The organism is Plesiomonas sp. PI-19, assembly GCF_021368255.1.
Taxonomy (GTDB): Bacteria; Pseudomonadota; Gammaproteobacteria; order Enterobacterales; family CAMTGL01; genus Plesiomonas; species Plesiomonas shigelloides.
Genome location: NZ_JAJNMQ010000001.1, coordinates 2,766,352 through 2,782,887 on the forward strand (window position 1 = coordinate 2,766,352; position 16,536 = coordinate 2,782,887).

A 16,536-nucleotide genomic window follows, 5' to 3' on the forward strand; every position below is an offset into this window, starting at 1 on the left:
TTCTAACCCCGATTATTTTTTGATCGGTTTACGCGGGCCCTTACGGGTACGCGCGTTGGTCTTAGTACGCTGACCGCGAACTGGGAGACCACGACGATGACGCAGACCACGGTAGCAGCCAAGGTCCATCAGACGCTTGATGCTCAGGGTCACTTCACGACGCAGGTCACCTTCAACGGTGTACTTGGCAACTTCGTCACGCAGCTTATCGATTTGTTCTTCAGACAGCTCACTGATCTTAGTGCTTTCAGCAATACCCACAGCAGCCAGGATGGCTTGAGAGCGGGTCTTGCCGACGCCATAAATTGCAGTCAGAGCAATTACAGCATGCTTATGATCAGGAATGTTAATGCCTGCAATACGGGCCATATGCACTCCTAAATTTATATACTGGTAGGCCAATCTGAAAAGCCCGTTTTCAGGATACCCAAATGACCATACCAACTTCACACAAAAGGTCGGCTGGCTAATTTAGCCAGCCGGCCGTTACTTTGCAAGAAAAATATGCAGTAAATCAGCCTTGACGCTGTTTATGCTTTGGCTCGCTGCAAATCACACGCACAACACCGTTGCGCTTGATGATTTTGCAGTTACGGCACAGCTTCTTAACGGAAGCACGAACTTTCATTTCTACTCTCCGCAACCTTTGGTGGTGCTCTGTCGATTAACGACCAATCCCTTTCAGGTTGGCTTTCTTCAGAGCGGACTCATACTGATGAGACATCAGATGGGTCTGTACTTGAGCCATAAAATCCATGATAACAACAACGACGATCAACAACGATGTACCACCGAAGTAGAAACGCACGTTCCACGCTACCATCATGAACTCAGGTATCAAGCAGATAAAGGTGATATATAAAGCGCCTGCTAATGTCAGACGAGTCATCACTTTATCAATGTACTTCGCGGTTTGTTCACCCGGACGGATCCCTGGCACGAACGCACCTGACTTCTTCAGATTATCTGCTGTCTCACGCGGGTTAAACACCAACGCGGTATAGAAGAAGCAGAAGAAGATGATTGCAGCTGCATATAACATAGCATGTAACGGGCGACCCGGTTGCAATGCTAATGCAATGTCAGACAGCCATGTCATACCTGATCCTTGACTGAACCACTGCGCAAGCGTAGCGGGGAAAAGGATAATACTGGAAGCAAAGATAGCAGGAATAACCCCAGCCATATTCACTTTCAGTGGCAGGTGTGTACTTTGTGCCGCGAATACACGACGACCTTGTTGACGCTTGGCATAGTTTACAACAATTCTACGCTGACCGCGCTCAACAAATACAACAAAATACGTAACTGCAAAAACAATGGCGGCAATCAACAACAGCAGAAGTACATGCAGTTCGCCTTGACGCGCCTGTTCAAACGTATGTCCGATAGCAGAAGGTAATCCCGCCACGATACCTGCGAAGATAATCATGGAGATACCGTTACCGATACCGCGCTCAGTAATTTGCTCACCTAACCACATCAAGAACATGGTGCCGGTAACCAAACTTACAACCGCTGTAAAATAGAAACCAAAGCCCGGATTATGTACGAGACCTGGAATCATACTTGGTAAGCCAGTTGCAATACCGATTGCTTGGAATGTACCTAAAACCAGCGTGCCGTAACGGGTATAGTGGCTAATCTTACGACGCCCCGCTTCCCCTTCTTTCTTCAACTCTGCCAGCGGTGGGTACACCACCGTTAACAGCTGAACAATAATGGATGCCGAAATGTACGGCATAATGCCCAGAGCAAAGATCGACGCACGCTGAAGAGCACCACCGGAGAACATGTTAAACATCTCGATGATGGTGCCCTTCTGCTGTTCAAACAAGGTCGCAAGAACAGAGGCATCAATACCAGGAATTGGCACGTAGGAGCCAGCACGGAATACGATAATCGCACCCAACAGAAACAGTAAGCGACGCTTCAGTTCTGTCAGCCCGCCCTGAGCACCTCGAAAATCAAATCCTGGTTGTTTAGCCATCTGTTAATTATTCCTCGATTTTACCGCCAGCGGCTTCAATAGCTGCACGTGCACCTTTAGTGACACGCAGGCCACGTACGGTTACAGCGCGAGTTACGTCACCAGACAGAACAATCTTAGCGAATTCCATGTCTTTAGTGATGATGTTTGCCGCTTTCAGTGCGTTCAGATCGATCTGATCGCCTTCAACTTTAGCCAGCTCAGACAGACGAACTTCGGCTGTAACAGCTGCTTTCAGAGAAGTGAAACCGAACTTAGGCAGACGACGATACAAAGGCATTTGACCGCCTTCGAAACCGCGACGTACACCACCGCCGGAGCGGGATTTCTGGCCTTTGTGGCCGCGGCCACCGGTTTTACCCAAGCCAGAACCAATACCGCGACCTACACGCTTAGCTGATTGCTTAGCGCCTTCAGCCGGAGAAAGAGTATTCAAACGCATCTGTTACTCCTCAACCTTGATCATGTAGGATACTTGATTAATCATACCGCGAACTGCCGGAGTGTCGATCAGTTCAACAGTGTGATTCATGCGACGCAGGCCCAGGCCACGCAGGGTAGCTTTGTGCTTCGGCAGACGGCCGATGGAGCTACGAGTCTGAGTTACTTTGATAGTCTTAGCCATGGTCATTACCCCAGAATTTCTTCAACGGATTTGCCACGTTTAGCAGCGACCATCTCAGGAGACTTCATGTTAGCCAGAGCGTCGATGGTAGCGCGTACCACGTTGATCGGGTTAGTAGAGCCGTACGCTTTGGACAGAACGTTACGAACGCCTGCCACTTCCAGTACAGCACGCATAGCACCGCCAGCGATGATACCGGTACCTTCAGATGCCGGTTGCATGAAAACGCGAGAACCTGTGTGAGCACCTTTAATTGGGTGCTGCAGAGTACCGCTGTTCAGCGCAACGCTCACCATGCTGCGACGGGCTTTCTCCATCGCTTTTTGGATCGCTGCTGGAACTTCACGGGCTTTACCGTAACCAAAACCTACGCGGCCGTTACCATCACCCACTACTGTCAGAGCGGTGAAAGAGAAAATACGACCACCTTTAACGGTCTTAGATACACGGTTTACCGCGATCAGCTTTTCCTGCAGTTCACCAGCTTGTTTTTCGATGTTAGCCATCTTACACCTCTACCTTAGAACTGAAGGCCAGCTTCGCGGGCAGCATCTGCCAGCGCTTGGACACGGCCGTGATACTTGAAACCGGAACGGTCAAAAGCAACTGCTTTAACGCCTTTTTCCAGAGCGCGTTCAGCAACAGCTTTACCGACAGCGGCTGCGGCATCTTTATTACCGGTGTACTTCACTTGCTCAGCAATCGCTTTTTCTACAGTTGAAGCAGCGGCCAGAACTTCTGAACCGTTAGCTGCGATAACTTGCGCGTAGATGTGACGCGGAGTACGGTGAACCACCAGGCGAGTCGCACCCAGTTCTTTAATATTGCGACGTGCGCGGGTCGCACGACGGATACGAGCTGCTTTCTTATCCATAGTGTTACCTTACTTCTTCTTAGCCTCTTTGATACGCACGACTTCGTCAGCGTAACGTACACCTTTACCTTTGTAAGGCTCAGGACGGCGGTAAGCACGCAGGTCAGCTGCAACTTGGCCAATCACTTGCTTGTCAGAACCCTTCAGAACGATTTCGGTCTGAGTTGGGCATTCAGCAGTAACGCCAGCAGGCAGTTGGTGCTCAATTGGGTGTGAATAACCTAAGCTCAGAGCAATTGCATTGCCCTTCAGCGCCGCACGGTAACCAACACCTACCAGCTGCAGCTTCTTCTGGAAGCCTTCGGTAACACCTACCAGCATATTGTTAACCAGTGCACGAGCAGTACCAGACTGCGCGTTAGCACCCGCAACACCTTCGCGTGGAGCGAAAGTGATTGCGTTGTCAGCAAAGTTAACTTCTACGCCATGATGAATAGTACGAGTCAGCTCGCCATTCTTGCCTTTCAGGGTAATAACCTGACCGTTGAGTTTCACCTCTACGCCGGCAGGAATGACCACTGGTGCTTTAGCAACACGAGACATTCTTTCCTACCCCCTAATTAGGCTACGTAGCAGATGATCTCACCGCCGAGACCCGCTTGACGCGCGGCTCGATCAGTCATCACACCTTTAGACGTGGAGATTACGGCGATACCTAAACCACCCATAACTTTTGGCAGCACATCTTTCTTTTTGTAGATACGCAGGCCAGGGCGGCTTACACGCTGAATGCTCTCAACAACTGGATTGCCCTGGAAATAACGCAGGGTGATTTCCAGAACTGGCTTCGCGTCGCCTTCAACTTTGAAATCTTCGATGTAGCCTTCTTCTTTCAGCACGTTGGCAATTGCCACTTTCAGCTTGGAAGAAGGCATAGTGATCGCAAATTTCTTCGCTGCCTGACCGTTACGGATACGGGTCAGCATATCCGCGATCGGATCTTGCATGCTCATCTGTCTTTACTCCCGTGATTCAAATAGTGGTAAATTACCAGCTAGCCTTTTTCAGACCCGGAATTTCACCGCGCATAGCGGTTTCGCGGACCTTGATACGGCTCAGACCGAACTTACGCAGGAAACCGTGTGGACGACCAGTTTGGCGGCAACGGTTACGCTTACGGATCGGACTTGAATCACGTGGCATCTGTTGCAGTTTCAGCACAGCTGCCCAACGATCTTCGTCAGAGGCATTTACATCGGAGATGATTGCCTTCAGTTCTTGACGCTTAGCGAAGAACTTCTCAACCAATTCGGCACGCTTTACTTCACGTGCGATCATTGATTCCTTAGCCATAGTAACCCTACCTTACTTACGGAATGGGAAGTCAAACGCAGCCAGCAGTGCACGGCCTTCATCATCGCTCTTCGCAGTAGTGGTGATGGTAATATCCAGACCACGTACACGATCGACTTTATCGTAGTCGATTTCAGGGAAGATGATTTGCTCACGCACACCCATGCTGTAGTTGCCACGACCGTCGAATGACTTCGGGTTCAAACCACGGAAGTCACGGATACGTGGAACAGCAATGCTGATCAAACGCTCAAAGAATTCCCACATGCGTTCACCGCGCAGGGTTACTTTGCAGCCGATTGGATAACCCTGACGGATTTTAAAGCCAGCAACAGAGTTGCGAGCTTTAGTGATCAGTGGTTTCTGACCGGAGATCGCTGCCAGATCTGCCGCAGCATTATCCAACAACTTCTTATCAGCCAGAGCTTCACCGACACCCATGTTCAGGGTAATCTTTTCGACTCGTGGGACTTGCATGACAGATTTGTAGCCGAACTGCTCTTGCAGTTTCGCAACTACCTGCTCTTTGTAGTAATCATGCAGTTTCGCCATCGTACTACTCCAGAATTACTTGATAGTTTCGCCATTAGATTTAAAGAAACGGACTTTTTTGCCGTCTTCAAATCGGAAGCCTACACGGTCAGCCTTGCCGGTAGCCGCGTTGAAGATTGCAACGTTAGAAGGCTGGATTGCAGCTTCTTTTTCAACGATGCCACCGGTTACACCCATTGCCGGAACCGGCTTCTGGTGCTTCTTAACCAGGTTGATACCTTCAACGACCAGCTTGCCAGTAGGCAAAACCTTGGTCACTTTACCGCGCTTACCTTTATCTTTGCCAGTCAGCACGATAACTTCATCGTTACGACGGATTTTTGCAGCCATGGTTCAGCTCCTTACAGTACTTCGGGTGCCAGAGAAATGATCTTCATGAACTTTTCAGAACGCAGTTCACGAGTTACTGGGCCGAAAATACGTGTACCGATCGGCTGCTCACTGTTGTTGTTCAACAGAACGCAAGCGTTACGGTCGAAGCGAACGACAGATCCGTCCTGGCGACGAACACCCTTCTTGGTGCGCACCACCACCGCCTTCAGGACATCACCTTTCTTGACCTTGCCGCGAGGAATTGCTTCCTTCACGGTGATCTTGATGATGTCACCGACACCAGCGTAGCGACGGTGCGAGCCACCCAGAACCTTGATACACATTACGCTGCGCGCACCGGAGTTGTCGGCTACGTCCAGCATAGTCTGTTCTTGGATCATGTTAGTGCTCCGCTAAAGTCAACTACTAACAGCTCTAAGACATATAAATGAGCTGTCATGGACCCATCTCGGGTCAGGATTTCCCATTACCTAGGGCGGCGCATTATAACACCGCTTACTGAGTATGGGTAGACAAAAAGTAAACGACCCCATCGGGCCGTTTACCCGGTTCTTTATGCTTGTATGTAAAATCGTAAAGATTTAATTACAGTACAGCTTTTTCTACAACGCGAACCAGAGTCCAAGACTTGGTCTTAGACAGTGGACGACACTCGCGGATCTCTACCAGATCGCCAGCGCCACACTCGTTGTTCTCGTCATGCACGTGCAGCTTGGTAGTACGCTTGATGAATTTACCGTAGATTGGGTGCTTCACCATGCGCTCGATAGCTACAACGATGGACTTGTCCATCTTGTCGCTAACTACACGACCCTGCAGAGTACGGATTTTATCAGTCATTACGCACCCGCCTTCTCAGTCAGAACAGTTTTAACACGCGCGATGTTACGACGCACTTGTTTCAGCAGATGATTCTGCTGCAGCTGACCGGTGGCTGCTTGCATGCGCAGGTTGAACTGTTCACGCAGCAGGTTGAGCAGCTCAGCATTCAGCTCTTCAACGCTCTTTTCACGCAGTTCTTGTGCTTTCATCACATCACCGTCTTAGTTACAAAGGTGGTCTTGATTGGCAGCTTAGCCGCAGCCAGCTTAAATGCTTCACGAGCCAGCTCTTCAGAAACGCCATCCATCTCGTACAGAACCTTGCCAGGTTGGATCGGGGCTACCCAGTACTCAACGTTACCTTTACCCTTACCCATACGAACTTCAAGCGGCTTCTCAGTGATTGGTTTGTCTGGGAACACACGGATCCAGATTTTACCTTGACGCTTAACAGCACGAGTCATTGCACGACGAGCTGCTTCGATTTGACGAGCAGTCAGACGACCACGACCAACAGCCTTCAGACCGAAGGTGCCGAAGCTTACATCAGTGCCCGCAGCCAGACCGCGGTTGCGGCCTTTCATGATCTTACGGAACTTGGTACGCTTTGGTTGCAACATCACAATTCTCCTTACTTACGAGCTTTGCGCTGCTGCTTTTTAGGTTGTGCAGCCGGTTTTTCCGGTTGTTGCACAGCAGCCATACCGCCCAGGATCTCACCTTTGAAGATCCACACTTTCACGCCGATTACGCCGTAAGTAGTGTGAGCTTCAGCAGTGTTGTAGTCGATGTCAGCACGCAGGGTGTGCAATGGCACACGGCCTTCACGGTACCATTCAGTACGCGCGATTTCTGCGCCGCCCAGACGGCCGCTAACTTCAACTTTGATGCCTTTCGCACCCAGACGCATTGCGTTCTGTACCGCGCGCTTCATAGCACGACGGAACATTACACGACGTTCCAGCTGGGAAGTGATGCTTTCTGCAACCAGTTTCGCGTCCAGTTCTGGCTTACGAACTTCAGCGATGTTGATTTGAGCAGGAACACCTGCAATCTTGGCAACTACGTTGCGCAGCTTCTCAACATCTTCGCCTTTCTTACCGATTACTACGCCAGGACGAGCGGTGTGAATAGTCACACGGATGCTCTTCGCTGGACGCTCGATAACAATGCGAGAAACAGATGCTTTCGCCAGTTCCTTTGACAGGTACTGACGAACTTTAAAATCGCTGTCTAAGTTGTCAGCGAAATCTTTGGTATTGGCGAACCAGGTAGAGTCCCAAGGCTTAACAATACCCAGGCGAATACCATTAGGATGTACTTTCTGACCCATTGCTACTCTCCAGAATCTTAGCGATCAGACACAACCACAGTGATGTGGCTGGTGCGCTTCAGGATGCGATCTGCACGACCTTTAGCACGTGGCATGATGCGCTTCATGCTTGGACCTTCGTCTACGAAGATCTTGGAGATTTTCAGATCATCCACATCAGCGCCTTCGTTGTGCTCGGCGTTAGCAATGGCAGACTCCAGCACTTTCTTAACCAGATCAGCAGCTTTTTTGTTGCTGTAGGTCAGAATTTCCAGTGCAAGAGCAACTTTCTTACCGCGAACTAAGTCAGCTACCAGACGAGCTTTCTGCGCGGAAGTACGAGCATAACGGTGTTTAGCAATAGCTTCCATCTCTTACCTCTTAACGCTTCTTAGCCTTTTTATCGGCAGCGTGGCCGCGATAAGTACGAGTCGGAGCGAATTCGCCCAGCTTGTGACCAACCATTTCATCGGTAACATAAACTGGAACATGCTGACGACCATTATGGACGGCGATGGTCAAATTGATCATTGTAGGAATGATCATTGAACGACGGGACCAGGTCTTAACTGGTTTTTTATCCCCGCTTTCCACCGCTTTCTCTACCTTCTTCAGCAAGTGCAGGTCGATAAATGGACCTTTCTTGAGAGAACGTGGCATGGCTTATCCTCTAAATCGTGTCAATTACTTACGGCGACGTACGATGTACTTGTCGGTACGCTTATTGCTGCGAGTCTTCTTACCTTTGGTTGGAACGCCCCAAGGAGTTACTGGGTGCTTACCAAATGTACGACCCTCACCACCACCGTGTGGGTGATCTACTGGGTTCATCGCAGTACCGCGAACGGTAGGACGAACACCACGCCAGCGAGCTGCACCGGCTTTACCCAGTACGCGCAGCATGTGCTCAGAGTTACCAACTTCACCGATAGTTGCACGGCAGTCAGCCAGAACTTTGCGCATTTCGCCAGAACGCAGACGCAGGGTTACGTAGGCACCATCACGCGCAACAACTTGCACGTAAGTACCTGCAGAGCGAGCCAGCTGGCCGCCTTTACCTGGTTTCATTTCTACGTTGTGAACAGTAGCACCAACTGGGATGTTGCGCATTGGCAGGCAGTTACCTACCTTGATTGCGGCATCAGCACCAGATTGGATTTGGTCGCCAGCTTTCAGGCCTTTTGGAGCCAGAATGTAACGACGCTCACCGTCTTTATACAGAACCAGCGCGATGTTCGCGGAACGGTTCGGGTCGTATTCCAGGCGCTCAATGGTGGCTGGGATGCCATCTTTGTTACGCTTGAAGTCAACCAGACGATAATGTTGCTTATGACCACCACCGATGTGACGAGTAGTGATGCGGCCGTTGTTGTTACGACCACCAGTCTTAGACTTGGTGTCCAACAGAGCTGCAAAAGGCTTGCCTTTGTGCAGTTCGTTGTTAACCACTTTCACTACATGGCGACGACCCGGGGATGTCGGCTTACATTTAACGATAGCCATTGTTCTTTACTCCTCCGAATTACTCAGCGCCGCCAACGAAGTCCAGATTCTGGCCTTCTTTCAGGGTGACGTAAGCTTTCTTCAAGTCGCTACGACGACCAACGCGGGCACCGTGACGCTTAACTTTACCCTTCAGGATCAGGGTGCGTACGTCTTTAACTTCAACTTCAAACAGCTTTTCAACAGCTGCTTTGATTTCAGCTTTGGTGGCGTCTTTTGCTACTTTGAACACAATGGTGTTTTGTGTTTCAGCAGCCATAGTCGCTTTTTCAGAGATGTGCGGAGCACGCAATACTTTCAGCAGACGTTCTTCACGGATCATGCCAGCATCTCCTCAACTTGCTTAACAGCCTCAGCGGTCATTACAACCTTGTCGAACGCGATCAGGCTAACTGGATCCATGCCGTTTACGTCGCGAACGTCAACCTTAAACAGGTTGCGAGCTGCCAGGAACAGGTTCTCATCAACTTCAGCAGTGATGATCAGCACGTCTTCCAGAGCCATCTCTTTCAGTTTCTGTGCCAGCAGTTTGGTTTTTGGAGCTTCTACAGAGAAGTTCTCAACCACGATCAGACGTTCCTGACGAACCAGTTCGGACAGGATGCTCTTCATCGCACCGCGGTACATTTTCTTGTTAACTTTCTGGCTGTGATCTTGCGGCTTAGCAGCAAAAGTCACGCCACCAGAGCGCCAGATTGGGCTCTTGATGTCACCAGAACGAGCACGACCAGTGCCCTTTTGACGCCATGGTTTCTTACCAGAGCCAGAAACTTCAGCACGAGTTTTCTGAGCACGGGTACCTTGACGAGCACCTGCAGCGTAAGCAACAACAACCTGGTGAACCAGAGCTTCGTTGAAATCACGACCGAAGGTAGTCTCGGAAACAGTCAGCGCGCTTTGCGCGTCTTTCAATACCAATTCCATTCCTATACTCCTCCGCCGTTACGCCTTAACTGCCGGTTTCACGATCAGATCGCCGTTAGTTGCGCCAGGCACTGCACCTTTAACCAGCAGCAGTTTACGCTCAGCATCAACACGTACAACTTCCAGGGACTGCACTGTTACGCGTTCGTCACCCAAGTGACCGGTCATTTTTTTACCTTTGAACACGCGACCAGGAGTTTGGTTTTGACCGATGGAACCTAAAACACGGTGAGACAGGGAGTTACCGTGAGTCGCATCTTGAGTGCGGAAGTTCCAACGCTTAACACCACCTGCGAAGCCTTTACCTTTGGAAGTACCGGTAACGTCAACTTTCTTCACGTCAGCGAAGATGTCTACGTTAATTTCCTGGCCAACAGTGAATTCTTCACCGCTTTCCAGACGGAACTCCCACTTACCGCGGCCAGCTTCAACGCCAGCTTTAGCAAAATGACCTGCTTCAGGCTTGGTTACACGGTTAGCTTTCTTGCTGCCAGTAGTAACCTGAATCGCGCTGTAGCCGTCATTTTCCAGGGTCTTAACCTGGGTAACGCGGTTGGCTTCGATTTCGATAACGGTAACTGGGATGGACACGCCGTCTTCAGTGAAGACGCGGGTCATACCCACTTTACGTCCGACTAAACCAATCATTGTATCAACCTCTTATCGTACGAAGACCTGATTAGCCCAGGCTGATCTGCACGTCAACGCCGGCAGCCAGATCCAGACGCATCAGAGCATCAACGGTTTTTTCAGTTGGCTCGACGATGTCGACCAAGCGCTTGTGAGTGCGGATTTCGTACTGGTCACGCGCGTCTTTGTTAACGTGCGGAGAAATCAGTACGGTAAAGCGCTCTTTGCGGGTCGGCAGCGGAATCGGGCCACGAACCTGAGCGCCAGTGCGCTTAGCAGTCTCGACGATTTCCGCGGTTGATTGATCGATCAAGCGGTGATCGAACGCTTTCAAGCGGATACGGATTCTTTGGTTCTGCATGAGACCAGAGCTCCAACAATCTTAAGGCACATAAAAATCCCACTATCACTCGTTCTTGACGAGGAAGTGTGATTCGCTTCTTTTTTCGTAGTTCCCATATCGGGAACGTTGTATTGCCGGCCACTAGTGGAAATTACCGGCGATGAGTTTTAAAACTCAGCTTAGCCAAATCGGATAAGCCAGCGCATTATACGCAATCTGAGCTGAAGTGCAACCCTGTGATCAGGATTTGTTCACTTTCACTGTAAAACTCATGATCTTGCTGCACGCAAGTAAAGTAAAAGGACGCTTTCGCGTCCTTTTACCGGTATTGCGCTTAAAGCATCAATTACTTGATGATCTTAGCAACAACGCCCGCACCTACAGTACGGCCACCTTCACGGATAGCGAAGCGCAAGCCTTCGTCCATCGCGATTGGTGCAATCAGGGTAACAACCATTTGAATGTTGTCACCTGGCATTACCATCTCTACGCCTTCTGGCAGTTCGATGGTACCGGTCACGTCAGTTGTACGGAAGTAGAACTGTGGACGGTAGCCTTTGAAGAATGGAGTGTGACGACCACCTTCATCTTTGGACAGAATATAAACTTCTGCTACAAAGTTGGTGTGTGGGTTGATTGAGCCTGGCTTAGCCAGAACCTGACCACGCTCTACGTCATCACGCTTGGTACCACGCAGCAGAACACCTACGTTCTCGCCCGCACGACCTTCGTCCAGCAGCTTACGGAACATTTCAACGCCGGTACAAGTAGTCTTGGTAGTCTCTTTGATACCAACGATTTCTACTTCTTCACCAACTTTGATGATACCGCGCTCTACACGACCAGTTACTACAGTACCACGACCGGAGATAGAGAATACGTCTTCGATTGGCAGCAGGAATGGCTTGTCGATAGCACGCTCTGGCTCAGGGATGTAGCTGTCCAGGTAGCCTGCCAGTTCAACAATCTTCTCTTCCCACTGAGCATCGCCTTCCAGCGCTTTCAGTGCAGAACCGCGAACAACTGGAGTATCGTCGCCTGGGAAGTCGTACTGAGACAGCAGCTCACGTACTTCCATTTCTACCAGTTCCAGCAGCTCTTCGTCATCAACCATGTCACACTTGTTCAGGAACACGATGATGTAAGGAACGCCTACCTGACGACCCAGCAGGATGTGCTCACGAGTCTGAGGCATTGGGCCGTCAGTCGCAGCTACTACCAGGATAGCGCCGTCCATCTGAGCAGCACCAGTGATCATGTTCTTCACGTAGTCGGCGTGACCTGGGCAGTCAACGTGCGCGTAGTGACGAGTTGGGGTGTCGTACTCTACGTGAGAAGTGTTGATGGTGATACCACGAGCTTTTTCTTCTGGCGCGTTATCGATCTGATCGAATGCACGAGCCTGACCACCGTATACTTTAGACAGTACGGTAGTGATAGCTGCAGTCAGGGTAGTTTTACCGTGGTCAACGTGGCCGATAGTACCAACGTTAACGTGCGGTTTAGTACGTTCAAATTTTTCTTTAGACACGGCTATATTCCTTACTATTGTGCTCTCCCCTGAGGAGAGAGCACGGGACTTAGGTTTAAACCTGGGTTTTAATCCTGTGGATTACTTACCACGGGCTTCAATAACGGCCTGAGCAACGTTGTTTGGCGCATCATCATACTTCAGGAATTCCATAGTGTATGATGCACGACCTTTGGTCAGAGAACGCAGCTGAGTTGCATAGCCGAACATTTCAGACAATGGAACTTCAGCATGGATCTTAACGCCAGTTACGTCGGATTCCTGACCACGCAGCAAACCGCGACGACGGCTCAAGTCACCGATAACGTCACCGGTGTTCTCTTCCGGAGTTTCTACTTCAACCTTCATGATTGGTTCAAGCAGAACTGGGTTTGCTTTCTTAAAGCCTTCTTTAAAGGCAAGAGACGCAGCCAGTTTAAACGCCAGTTCAGAGGAGTCAACGTCGTGGTAAGAACCGAAGTGCAGACGAACACCCATGTCAACAACTGGATAGCCAGCCAGAGGGCCAGACTTCAGCTGTTCCTGGATGCCTTTATCAACGGCTGGGATGTATTCGCCAGGAATTACACCACCCTTGATGTCGTTGATGAACTCGTAACCTTTCGGGTTAGAGCCCGGCTCCAGTGGGTACATGTCGATCACAACGTGACCGTACTGACCGCGACCACCAGACTGCTTAGCGTGTTTACCTTCAACATCGGTAACTTTCGCACGAATCGCTTCGCGGTAAGCAACCTGAGGTTTACCCACATTCGCTTCAACGTTGAATTCACGCTTCATACGGTCAACGATGATGTCCAGGTGCAATTCACCCATACCGGCGATGATAGTCTGGCCAGACTCTTCGTCAGTCCATACACGGAAAGACGGGTCTTCTTTCGCCAGACGGCCCAGAGCCAGACCCATTTTTTCTTGGTCAGCTTTGGTTTTTGGTTCAACTGCGATGGAGATTACCGGCTCAGGGAATTCCATACGCTCCAGAATGATTGGGTGATCTGGGTCACACAGGGTGTCACCAGTGGTCACGTCTTTCAGACCGATAGCTGCAGCGATGTCGCCCGCACGAACTTCTTTGATCTCTTCACGCTTGTTAGCGTGCATCTGTACGATACGACCAAAACGCTCACGCGCTGACTTCACGGAGTTCAGGATGGTATCACCGGAGTTAACCACACCAGAGTAAACGCGGAAGAAAGTCAGGTTACCCACGAATGGGTCGGTAGCGATTTTGAACGCCAGTGCAGCGAACGGCTCTTTGTCACTTGCGTGACGCTCAGCCGGAGTATCTTTACCGTCGTCCAGGATGCCGTTGATCGCAGGAACGTCAACTGGGGATGGCAGGTAGTCAACTACCGCATCCAGCATCGCCTGAACACCTTTGTTCTTGAACGCAGAACCACAGGTTACCAGGATGATTTCGTTGTTCAGAACGCGCTGACGCAGAGCATTTTTGATCTCTTCTTCAGTCAGTTCTTCACCACCCAGGTATTTCTCCATCAGCTCTTCAGAAGCTTCGGCAGCGGATTCGATCAGGTTCTGGTGCCATTCGTCAGCCAGATCCTGCATGTCAGCTGGGATCTCTTCGTATTCGAAGGTCACGCCTTGGTCTGCATCGTTCCAGTTGATGGCTTTCATTTTCACCAGGTCGATAACACCGGTGAAGCCTTCTTCAGCACCAATTGCCAGCTGCAGCGGAACAGGGTTCGCGCCCAGACGGGTTTTGATCTGACCAACAACTTTCAGGAAGTTAGCACCCATACGGTCCATTTTGTTAACGAACGCGATACGAGGTACTTTGTATTTGTTAGCCTGACGCCATACGGTCTCAGACTGTGGCTGAACGCCACCTACCGCACAGTAAACCATTACTGCACCGTCCAGTACACGCATAGAACGTTCTACTTCGATGGTGAAGTCAACGTGTCCTGGGGTGTCGATGATGTTTACGCGATGCGGTTCATACTGCTTAGCCATACCTGACCAGAATGCAGTAGTCGCAGCGGAGGTGATGGTAATACCACGCTCTTGTTCCTGTTCCATCCAGTCCATGGTGGCTGCGCCGTCATGAACTTCACCGATTTTGTGGTTTACACCGGTGTAGAACAGAATACGTTCGGTAGTAGTAGTTTTACCGGCGTCAATGTGAGCACTAATACCGATATTACGGTAGCGCTCGATAGGAGTAGTACGAGCCACGATGTCTTCCTCTATGAACTAAGGGCGTTCTTCTGTCGGAAAATAGGAAGTGCAGACTCCCAACAGAGTCTGCACTTTTCGGTATTACCAGCGATAGTGAGCGAACGCCTTGTTGGCTTCAGCCATGCGGTGAACGTCTTCACGTTTCTTAACTGCAGTACCTTTGTTGTCTGCAGCATCAGACAGTTCGTTCGCCAGACGCTGAGCCATGGATTTTTCACCGCGCTTACGAGCAGCTTCAACCAGCCAACGCATGCCCAGCGCGTTACGACGTACTGGACGTACTTCTACAGGCACCTGGTAAGTAGAACCACCTACACGGCGTGCTTTAACTTCTACTGCTGGACGAATGTTTTCCAGAGCAGTTTCGAAAGCTACCAGGTGATCTTTGCCAGAGCGCTGAGCCAGGATGTCCAGTGCAGTGTATACGATTGATTCAGCAGTAGACTTCTTACCGTCTACCATCACAACGTTGATGAATTTAGCCAACAGCTCAGATCCGAACTTTGGATCCGGCAGAATTTTACGTTGACCAATCACGCGACGACGTGGCATAGGAATTCTCCGTTTAAAACTTCAGGTTATCCAAAACTCAAAGAGTTTTTGATTTGTAAATGGGTGTTTGGCCTTACTTAACGGAGAACCATTAAGACTTAGGACGTTTTACACCGTACTTGGAACGAGATTGCTTACGGTCTTTAACGCCAGCGCAGTCCAGAGCGCCGCGAACGGTGTGATAACGCACACCTGGCAGGTCTTTAACACGACCACCGCGGATCAGAACTACGGAGTGCTCTTGCAGGTTGTGACCTTCACCGCCGATGTAGGAGGTAACTTCAAAACCGTTAGTCAGACGAACACGGCAAACTTTACGCAGAGCGGAGTTTGGTTTTTTTGGAGTGGTGGTATATACGCGAGTACATACGCCACGCTTTTGCGGACACGCTTGCAGCGCTGGAACGTTGCTCTTTTCAACGTTCTGGGTGCGCGGTTTGCGTACCAGCTGGTTAATAGTTGCCATTAAATATAGCTCCTGGTTTTACTTCGTAAACACGTGAAAAATCCTCCCCAGAGTATGGGGACGCAGCATTCTAGGATCGTGCCTTAAAGGTGTCAAGAAATATACAACATATGCATTTAAGGCAAGCTTCAAGTGTACTGCAGTTTGGCTATTCAGGGTACCGCAAACGCTGATTTTATCACCAACGCCGCTGGCAATTCAGTACGCCAGTTGTTGTGGATGTTGCTCTGTGAGCGCAACCCAACCTGAATAATCAATAACTTGTATCTGCGACAGCAATCGTTCTGCGAGACCGCGCGCCTGCGCATCAGCCTGCAGAACATAGACTTTGACCGGACTGGCGGCCAGAGGTTCCGCAAACTCGCTGCCGGCAAGTGCGGCGAGGACGCCATCACTCCACAGTAACAGAGCGTCTTGCGCAGTGGCCAGACGCAGGATGTCTGTCAACGCTTGGCTGGCAAACGGTGAACTTGACAGGGTGTACAGCATAACGGCACTCCTTGAATCCGGATCAAGGTGAAGACAGAGGTGGACACAATAACAGCCACGATGGGGCGCCAGCAGCACGGTGCAGGACCACGCCGCCAC

29 protein-coding genes are annotated in these 16,536 nt (G+C 50.3%); all 29 read right to left on the minus strand.

Features of this window, described 5'->3' with window-relative positions; genetic code table 11:
• Window positions 1–12 precede the first annotated feature (12 nt).
• The 29 genes from rpsM to tusB all read right to left on the minus strand — a co-directional run bounded on the left by rpsM (window position 13) and on the right by tusB (window position 16,437).
• Complete coding sequence (gene rpsM / locus LQ901_RS12235) at window positions 13–369, minus strand: 30S ribosomal protein S13 (protein WP_010862710.1); 357 nt, start codon at window positions 367–369, stop codon at window positions 13–15.
• A gap of 145 nt (window positions 370–514) precedes the next feature.
• The gene (gene rpmJ, locus LQ901_RS12240; protein WP_010862711.1) at window positions 515–628 is read right to left on the minus strand and encodes a 50S ribosomal protein L36; all 114 of its coding nucleotides are present in this window, start codon (window positions 626–628) and stop codon (window positions 515–517) included.
• Between the two features lie 36 nt (window positions 629–664).
• Window positions 665–1,990, minus strand: a complete 1,326-nt coding sequence (secY, locus tag LQ901_RS12245; protein ID WP_010862712.1) for a preprotein translocase subunit SecY — start codon at window positions 1,988–1,990, stop codon at window positions 665–667.
• 7 nt (window positions 1,991–1,997) lie between these two features.
• Window positions 1,998–2,432: a 50S ribosomal protein L15 gene (gene rplO, locus LQ901_RS12250; protein WP_010862713.1), complete on the minus strand. Its 435-nt coding sequence runs from the start codon at window positions 2,430–2,432 to the stop codon at window positions 1,998–2,000.
• Window positions 2,433–2,435: 3 nt separating this feature from the next.
• Window positions 2,436–2,615, minus strand: a complete 180-nt coding sequence (gene rpmD / locus LQ901_RS12255) for a 50S ribosomal protein L30 (RefSeq protein WP_010862714.1) — start codon at window positions 2,613–2,615, stop codon at window positions 2,436–2,438.
• A gap of 5 nt (window positions 2,616–2,620) precedes the next feature.
• A complete protein-coding gene (rpsE, locus tag LQ901_RS12260; RefSeq protein ID WP_010862715.1) occupies window positions 2,621–3,121 on the minus strand; it encodes a 30S ribosomal protein S5 in 501 nt (166 codons plus the stop codon).
• A gap of 14 nt (window positions 3,122–3,135) precedes the next feature.
• Entirely contained in the window at window positions 3,136–3,489 is a 354-nt protein-coding gene (gene rplR / locus LQ901_RS12265; RefSeq protein ID WP_010862716.1) for a 50S ribosomal protein L18, read from the minus strand.
• A 9-nt stretch (window positions 3,490–3,498) separates the two neighbouring features.
• Entirely contained in the window at window positions 3,499–4,032 is a 534-nt protein-coding gene (gene rplF, locus LQ901_RS12270) for a 50S ribosomal protein L6 (RefSeq protein ID WP_010862717.1), read from the minus strand.
• Between the two features lie 17 nt (window positions 4,033–4,049).
• Window positions 4,050–4,442, minus strand: coding sequence for a 30S ribosomal protein S8 (rpsH, locus tag LQ901_RS12275; RefSeq protein ID WP_010862718.1), 393 nt, complete (start codon window positions 4,440–4,442; stop codon window positions 4,050–4,052).
• A gap of 34 nt (window positions 4,443–4,476) precedes the next feature.
• Window positions 4,477–4,782 carry a 30S ribosomal protein S14 gene (rpsN, locus tag LQ901_RS12280; RefSeq protein ID WP_010862719.1) on the minus strand — a complete coding sequence of 102 codons (306 nt, stop codon included), beginning with the start codon at window positions 4,780–4,782 and terminating at the stop codon, window positions 4,477–4,479.
• Between the two features lie 12 nt (window positions 4,783–4,794).
• The gene (gene rplE / locus LQ901_RS12285) at window positions 4,795–5,334 is read right to left on the minus strand and encodes a 50S ribosomal protein L5 (RefSeq protein WP_010862720.1); all 540 of its coding nucleotides are present in this window, start codon (window positions 5,332–5,334) and stop codon (window positions 4,795–4,797) included.
• Between the two features lie 15 nt (window positions 5,335–5,349).
• Complete coding sequence (gene rplX, locus LQ901_RS12290) at window positions 5,350–5,664, minus strand: 50S ribosomal protein L24 (RefSeq protein WP_010862721.1); 315 nt, start codon at window positions 5,662–5,664, stop codon at window positions 5,350–5,352.
• An 11-nt stretch (window positions 5,665–5,675) separates the two neighbouring features.
• A complete protein-coding gene (rplN, locus tag LQ901_RS12295) occupies window positions 5,676–6,047 on the minus strand; it encodes a 50S ribosomal protein L14 (RefSeq protein ID WP_010862722.1) in 372 nt (123 codons plus the stop codon).
• A gap of 205 nt (window positions 6,048–6,252) precedes the next feature.
• Window positions 6,253–6,507 carry a 30S ribosomal protein S17 gene (gene rpsQ, locus LQ901_RS12300; protein WP_010862723.1) on the minus strand — a complete coding sequence of 85 codons (255 nt, stop codon included), beginning with the start codon at window positions 6,505–6,507 and terminating at the stop codon, window positions 6,253–6,255.
• Window positions 6,507–6,698: a 50S ribosomal protein L29 gene (gene rpmC / locus LQ901_RS12305; RefSeq protein ID WP_010862724.1), complete on the minus strand. Its 192-nt coding sequence runs from the start codon at window positions 6,696–6,698 to the stop codon at window positions 6,507–6,509. Before rpmC ends, rpsQ begins: the two co-directional genes overlap by 1 nt.
• On the minus strand, window positions 6,698–7,108 hold the full coding sequence (gene rplP / locus LQ901_RS12310) for a 50S ribosomal protein L16 (protein WP_010862725.1): 411 nt from the start codon (window positions 7,106–7,108) through the stop codon (window positions 6,698–6,700). Before rplP ends, rpmC begins: the two co-directional genes overlap by 1 nt.
• 11 nt (window positions 7,109–7,119) lie before the next feature.
• Window positions 7,120–7,821 carry a 30S ribosomal protein S3 gene (gene rpsC / locus LQ901_RS12315; protein WP_010862726.1) on the minus strand — a complete coding sequence of 234 codons (702 nt, stop codon included), beginning with the start codon at window positions 7,819–7,821 and terminating at the stop codon, window positions 7,120–7,122.
• Between the two features lie 17 nt (window positions 7,822–7,838).
• On the minus strand, window positions 7,839–8,171 hold the full coding sequence (gene rplV, locus LQ901_RS12320; RefSeq protein WP_010862727.1) for a 50S ribosomal protein L22: 333 nt from the start codon (window positions 8,169–8,171) through the stop codon (window positions 7,839–7,841).
• A gap of 10 nt (window positions 8,172–8,181) precedes the next feature.
• Window positions 8,182–8,460 carry a 30S ribosomal protein S19 gene (gene rpsS / locus LQ901_RS12325; RefSeq protein ID WP_010862728.1) on the minus strand — a complete coding sequence of 93 codons (279 nt, stop codon included), beginning with the start codon at window positions 8,458–8,460 and terminating at the stop codon, window positions 8,182–8,184.
• Window positions 8,461–8,484: 24 nt separating this feature from the next.
• Window positions 8,485–9,303, minus strand: coding sequence for a 50S ribosomal protein L2 (gene rplB, locus LQ901_RS12330; RefSeq protein WP_010862729.1), 819 nt, complete (start codon window positions 9,301–9,303; stop codon window positions 8,485–8,487).
• A gap of 19 nt (window positions 9,304–9,322) precedes the next feature.
• On the minus strand, window positions 9,323–9,625 hold the full coding sequence (gene rplW / locus LQ901_RS12335) for a 50S ribosomal protein L23 (RefSeq protein ID WP_010862730.1): 303 nt from the start codon (window positions 9,623–9,625) through the stop codon (window positions 9,323–9,325).
• A complete protein-coding gene (gene rplD / locus LQ901_RS12340) occupies window positions 9,622–10,227 on the minus strand; it encodes a 50S ribosomal protein L4 (protein ID WP_010862731.1) in 606 nt (201 codons plus the stop codon). Before rplD ends, rplW begins: the two co-directional genes overlap by 4 nt.
• Window positions 10,228–10,245: 18 nt before the next feature.
• Window positions 10,246–10,875 (minus strand): 50S ribosomal protein L3, encoded by a 630-nt coding sequence (rplC, locus tag LQ901_RS12345; protein WP_010862732.1) that lies wholly within the window; start codon window positions 10,873–10,875, stop codon window positions 10,246–10,248.
• Window positions 10,876–10,906: 31 nt separating this feature from the next.
• Window positions 10,907–11,218, minus strand: coding sequence for a 30S ribosomal protein S10 (rpsJ, locus tag LQ901_RS12350; RefSeq protein ID WP_001181005.1), 312 nt, complete (start codon window positions 11,216–11,218; stop codon window positions 10,907–10,909).
• 328 nt (window positions 11,219–11,546) lie between these two features.
• The gene (gene tuf / locus LQ901_RS12355; protein ID WP_064977134.1) at window positions 11,547–12,731 is read right to left on the minus strand and encodes an elongation factor Tu; all 1,185 of its coding nucleotides are present in this window, start codon (window positions 12,729–12,731) and stop codon (window positions 11,547–11,549) included.
• 81 nt (window positions 12,732–12,812) lie between these two features.
• Window positions 12,813–14,927, minus strand: coding sequence for an elongation factor G (gene fusA / locus LQ901_RS12360; RefSeq protein WP_010862735.1), 2,115 nt, complete (start codon window positions 14,925–14,927; stop codon window positions 12,813–12,815).
• A gap of 84 nt (window positions 14,928–15,011) precedes the next feature.
• Window positions 15,012–15,482 (minus strand): 30S ribosomal protein S7, encoded by a 471-nt coding sequence (gene rpsG / locus LQ901_RS12365; protein ID WP_010862736.1) that lies wholly within the window; start codon window positions 15,480–15,482, stop codon window positions 15,012–15,014.
• Window positions 15,483–15,573: 91 nt separating this feature from the next.
• On the minus strand, window positions 15,574–15,948 hold the full coding sequence (gene rpsL, locus LQ901_RS12370) for a 30S ribosomal protein S12 (protein ID WP_010862737.1): 375 nt from the start codon (window positions 15,946–15,948) through the stop codon (window positions 15,574–15,576).
• A gap of 198 nt (window positions 15,949–16,146) precedes the next feature.
• Window positions 16,147–16,437, minus strand: a complete 291-nt coding sequence (gene tusB / locus LQ901_RS12375) for a sulfurtransferase complex subunit TusB (protein WP_152136818.1) — start codon at window positions 16,435–16,437, stop codon at window positions 16,147–16,149.
• Window positions 16,438–16,536: the final 99 nt, after the last annotated feature.

Bases quoted from the DNA above. Each gene is read 5' to 3' on its own strand.
- rpsQ (WP_010862723.1), bottom strand. From the start codon at position 6,507: ATGACTGATAAAATCCGTACTCTGCAGGGTCGTGTAGTTAGCGACAAG.
- rplX (WP_010862721.1), bottom strand. From the start codon at position 5,664: ATGGCTGCAAAAATCCGTCGTAACGATGAAGTTATCGTGCTGACTGGC.
- rpsC (WP_010862726.1), bottom strand. From the start codon at position 7,821: ATGGGTCAGAAAGTACATCCTAATGGTATTCGCCTGGGTATTGTTAAG.
- secY (WP_010862712.1), bottom strand. From the start codon at position 1,990: ATGGCTAAACAACCAGGATTTGATTTTCGAGGTGCTCAGGGCGGGCTG.
- rplO (WP_010862713.1), bottom strand. From the start codon at position 2,432: ATGCGTTTGAATACTCTTTCTCCGGCTGAAGGCGCTAAGCAATCAGCT.
- rplB (WP_010862729.1), bottom strand. From the start codon at position 9,303: ATGGCTATCGTTAAATGTAAGCCGACATCCCCGGGTCGTCGCCATGTA.
- rplW (WP_010862730.1), bottom strand. From the start codon at position 9,625: ATGATCCGTGAAGAACGTCTGCTGAAAGTATTGCGTGCTCCGCACATC.
- rpmC (WP_010862724.1), bottom strand. From the start codon at position 6,698: ATGAAAGCACAAGAACTGCGTGAAAAGAGCGTTGAAGAGCTGAATGCT.
- rpsG (WP_010862736.1), bottom strand. From the start codon at position 15,482: ATGCCACGTCGTCGCGTGATTGGTCAACGTAAAATTCTGCCGGATCCA.
- rpsN (WP_010862719.1), bottom strand. From the start codon at position 4,782: ATGGCTAAGGAATCAATGATCGCACGTGAAGTAAAGCGTGCCGAATTG.
- rpsJ (WP_001181005.1), bottom strand. From the start codon at position 11,218: ATGCAGAACCAAAGAATCCGTATCCGCTTGAAAGCGTTCGATCACCGC.
- rpmJ (WP_010862711.1), bottom strand. From the start codon at position 628: ATGAAAGTTCGTGCTTCCGTTAAGAAGCTGTGCCGTAACTGCAAAATC.
- rplF (WP_010862717.1), bottom strand. From the start codon at position 4,032: ATGTCTCGTGTTGCTAAAGCACCAGTGGTCATTCCTGCCGGCGTAGAG.
- rplE (WP_010862720.1), bottom strand. From the start codon at position 5,334: ATGGCGAAACTGCATGATTACTACAAAGAGCAGGTAGTTGCGAAACTG.
- rpsS (WP_010862728.1), bottom strand. From the start codon at position 8,460: ATGCCACGTTCTCTCAAGAAAGGTCCATTTATCGACCTGCACTTGCTG.
- rplD (WP_010862731.1), bottom strand. From the start codon at position 10,227: ATGGAATTGGTATTGAAAGACGCGCAAAGCGCGCTGACTGTTTCCGAG.
- rplV (WP_010862727.1), bottom strand. From the start codon at position 8,171: ATGGAAGCTATTGCTAAACACCGTTATGCTCGTACTTCCGCGCAGAAA.
- rplC (WP_010862732.1), bottom strand. From the start codon at position 10,875: ATGATTGGTTTAGTCGGACGTAAAGTGGGTATGACCCGCGTCTTCACT.
- rpsH (WP_010862718.1), bottom strand. From the start codon at position 4,442: ATGAGCATGCAAGATCCGATCGCGGATATGCTGACCCGTATCCGTAAC.
- rplP (WP_010862725.1), bottom strand. From the start codon at position 7,108: ATGTTGCAACCAAAGCGTACCAAGTTCCGTAAGATCATGAAAGGCCGC.
- rplR (WP_010862716.1), bottom strand. From the start codon at position 3,489: ATGGATAAGAAAGCAGCTCGTATCCGTCGTGCGACCCGCGCACGTCGC.
- rpsM (WP_010862710.1), bottom strand. From the start codon at position 369: ATGGCCCGTATTGCAGGCATTAACATTCCTGATCATAAGCATGCTGTA.
- rpsL (WP_010862737.1), bottom strand. From the start codon at position 15,948: ATGGCAACTATTAACCAGCTGGTACGCAAACCGCGCACCCAGAACGTT.
- tusB (WP_152136818.1), bottom strand. From the start codon at position 16,437: ATGCTGTACACCCTGTCAAGTTCACCGTTTGCCAGCCAAGCGTTGACA.
- rpmD (WP_010862714.1), bottom strand. From the start codon at position 2,615: ATGGCTAAGACTATCAAAGTAACTCAGACTCGTAGCTCCATCGGCCGT.
- rpsE (WP_010862715.1), bottom strand. From the start codon at position 3,121: ATGGCTAACATCGAAAAACAAGCTGGTGAACTGCAGGAAAAGCTGATC.
- rplN (WP_010862722.1), bottom strand. From the start codon at position 6,047: ATGATCCAAGAACAGACTATGCTGGACGTAGCCGACAACTCCGGTGCG.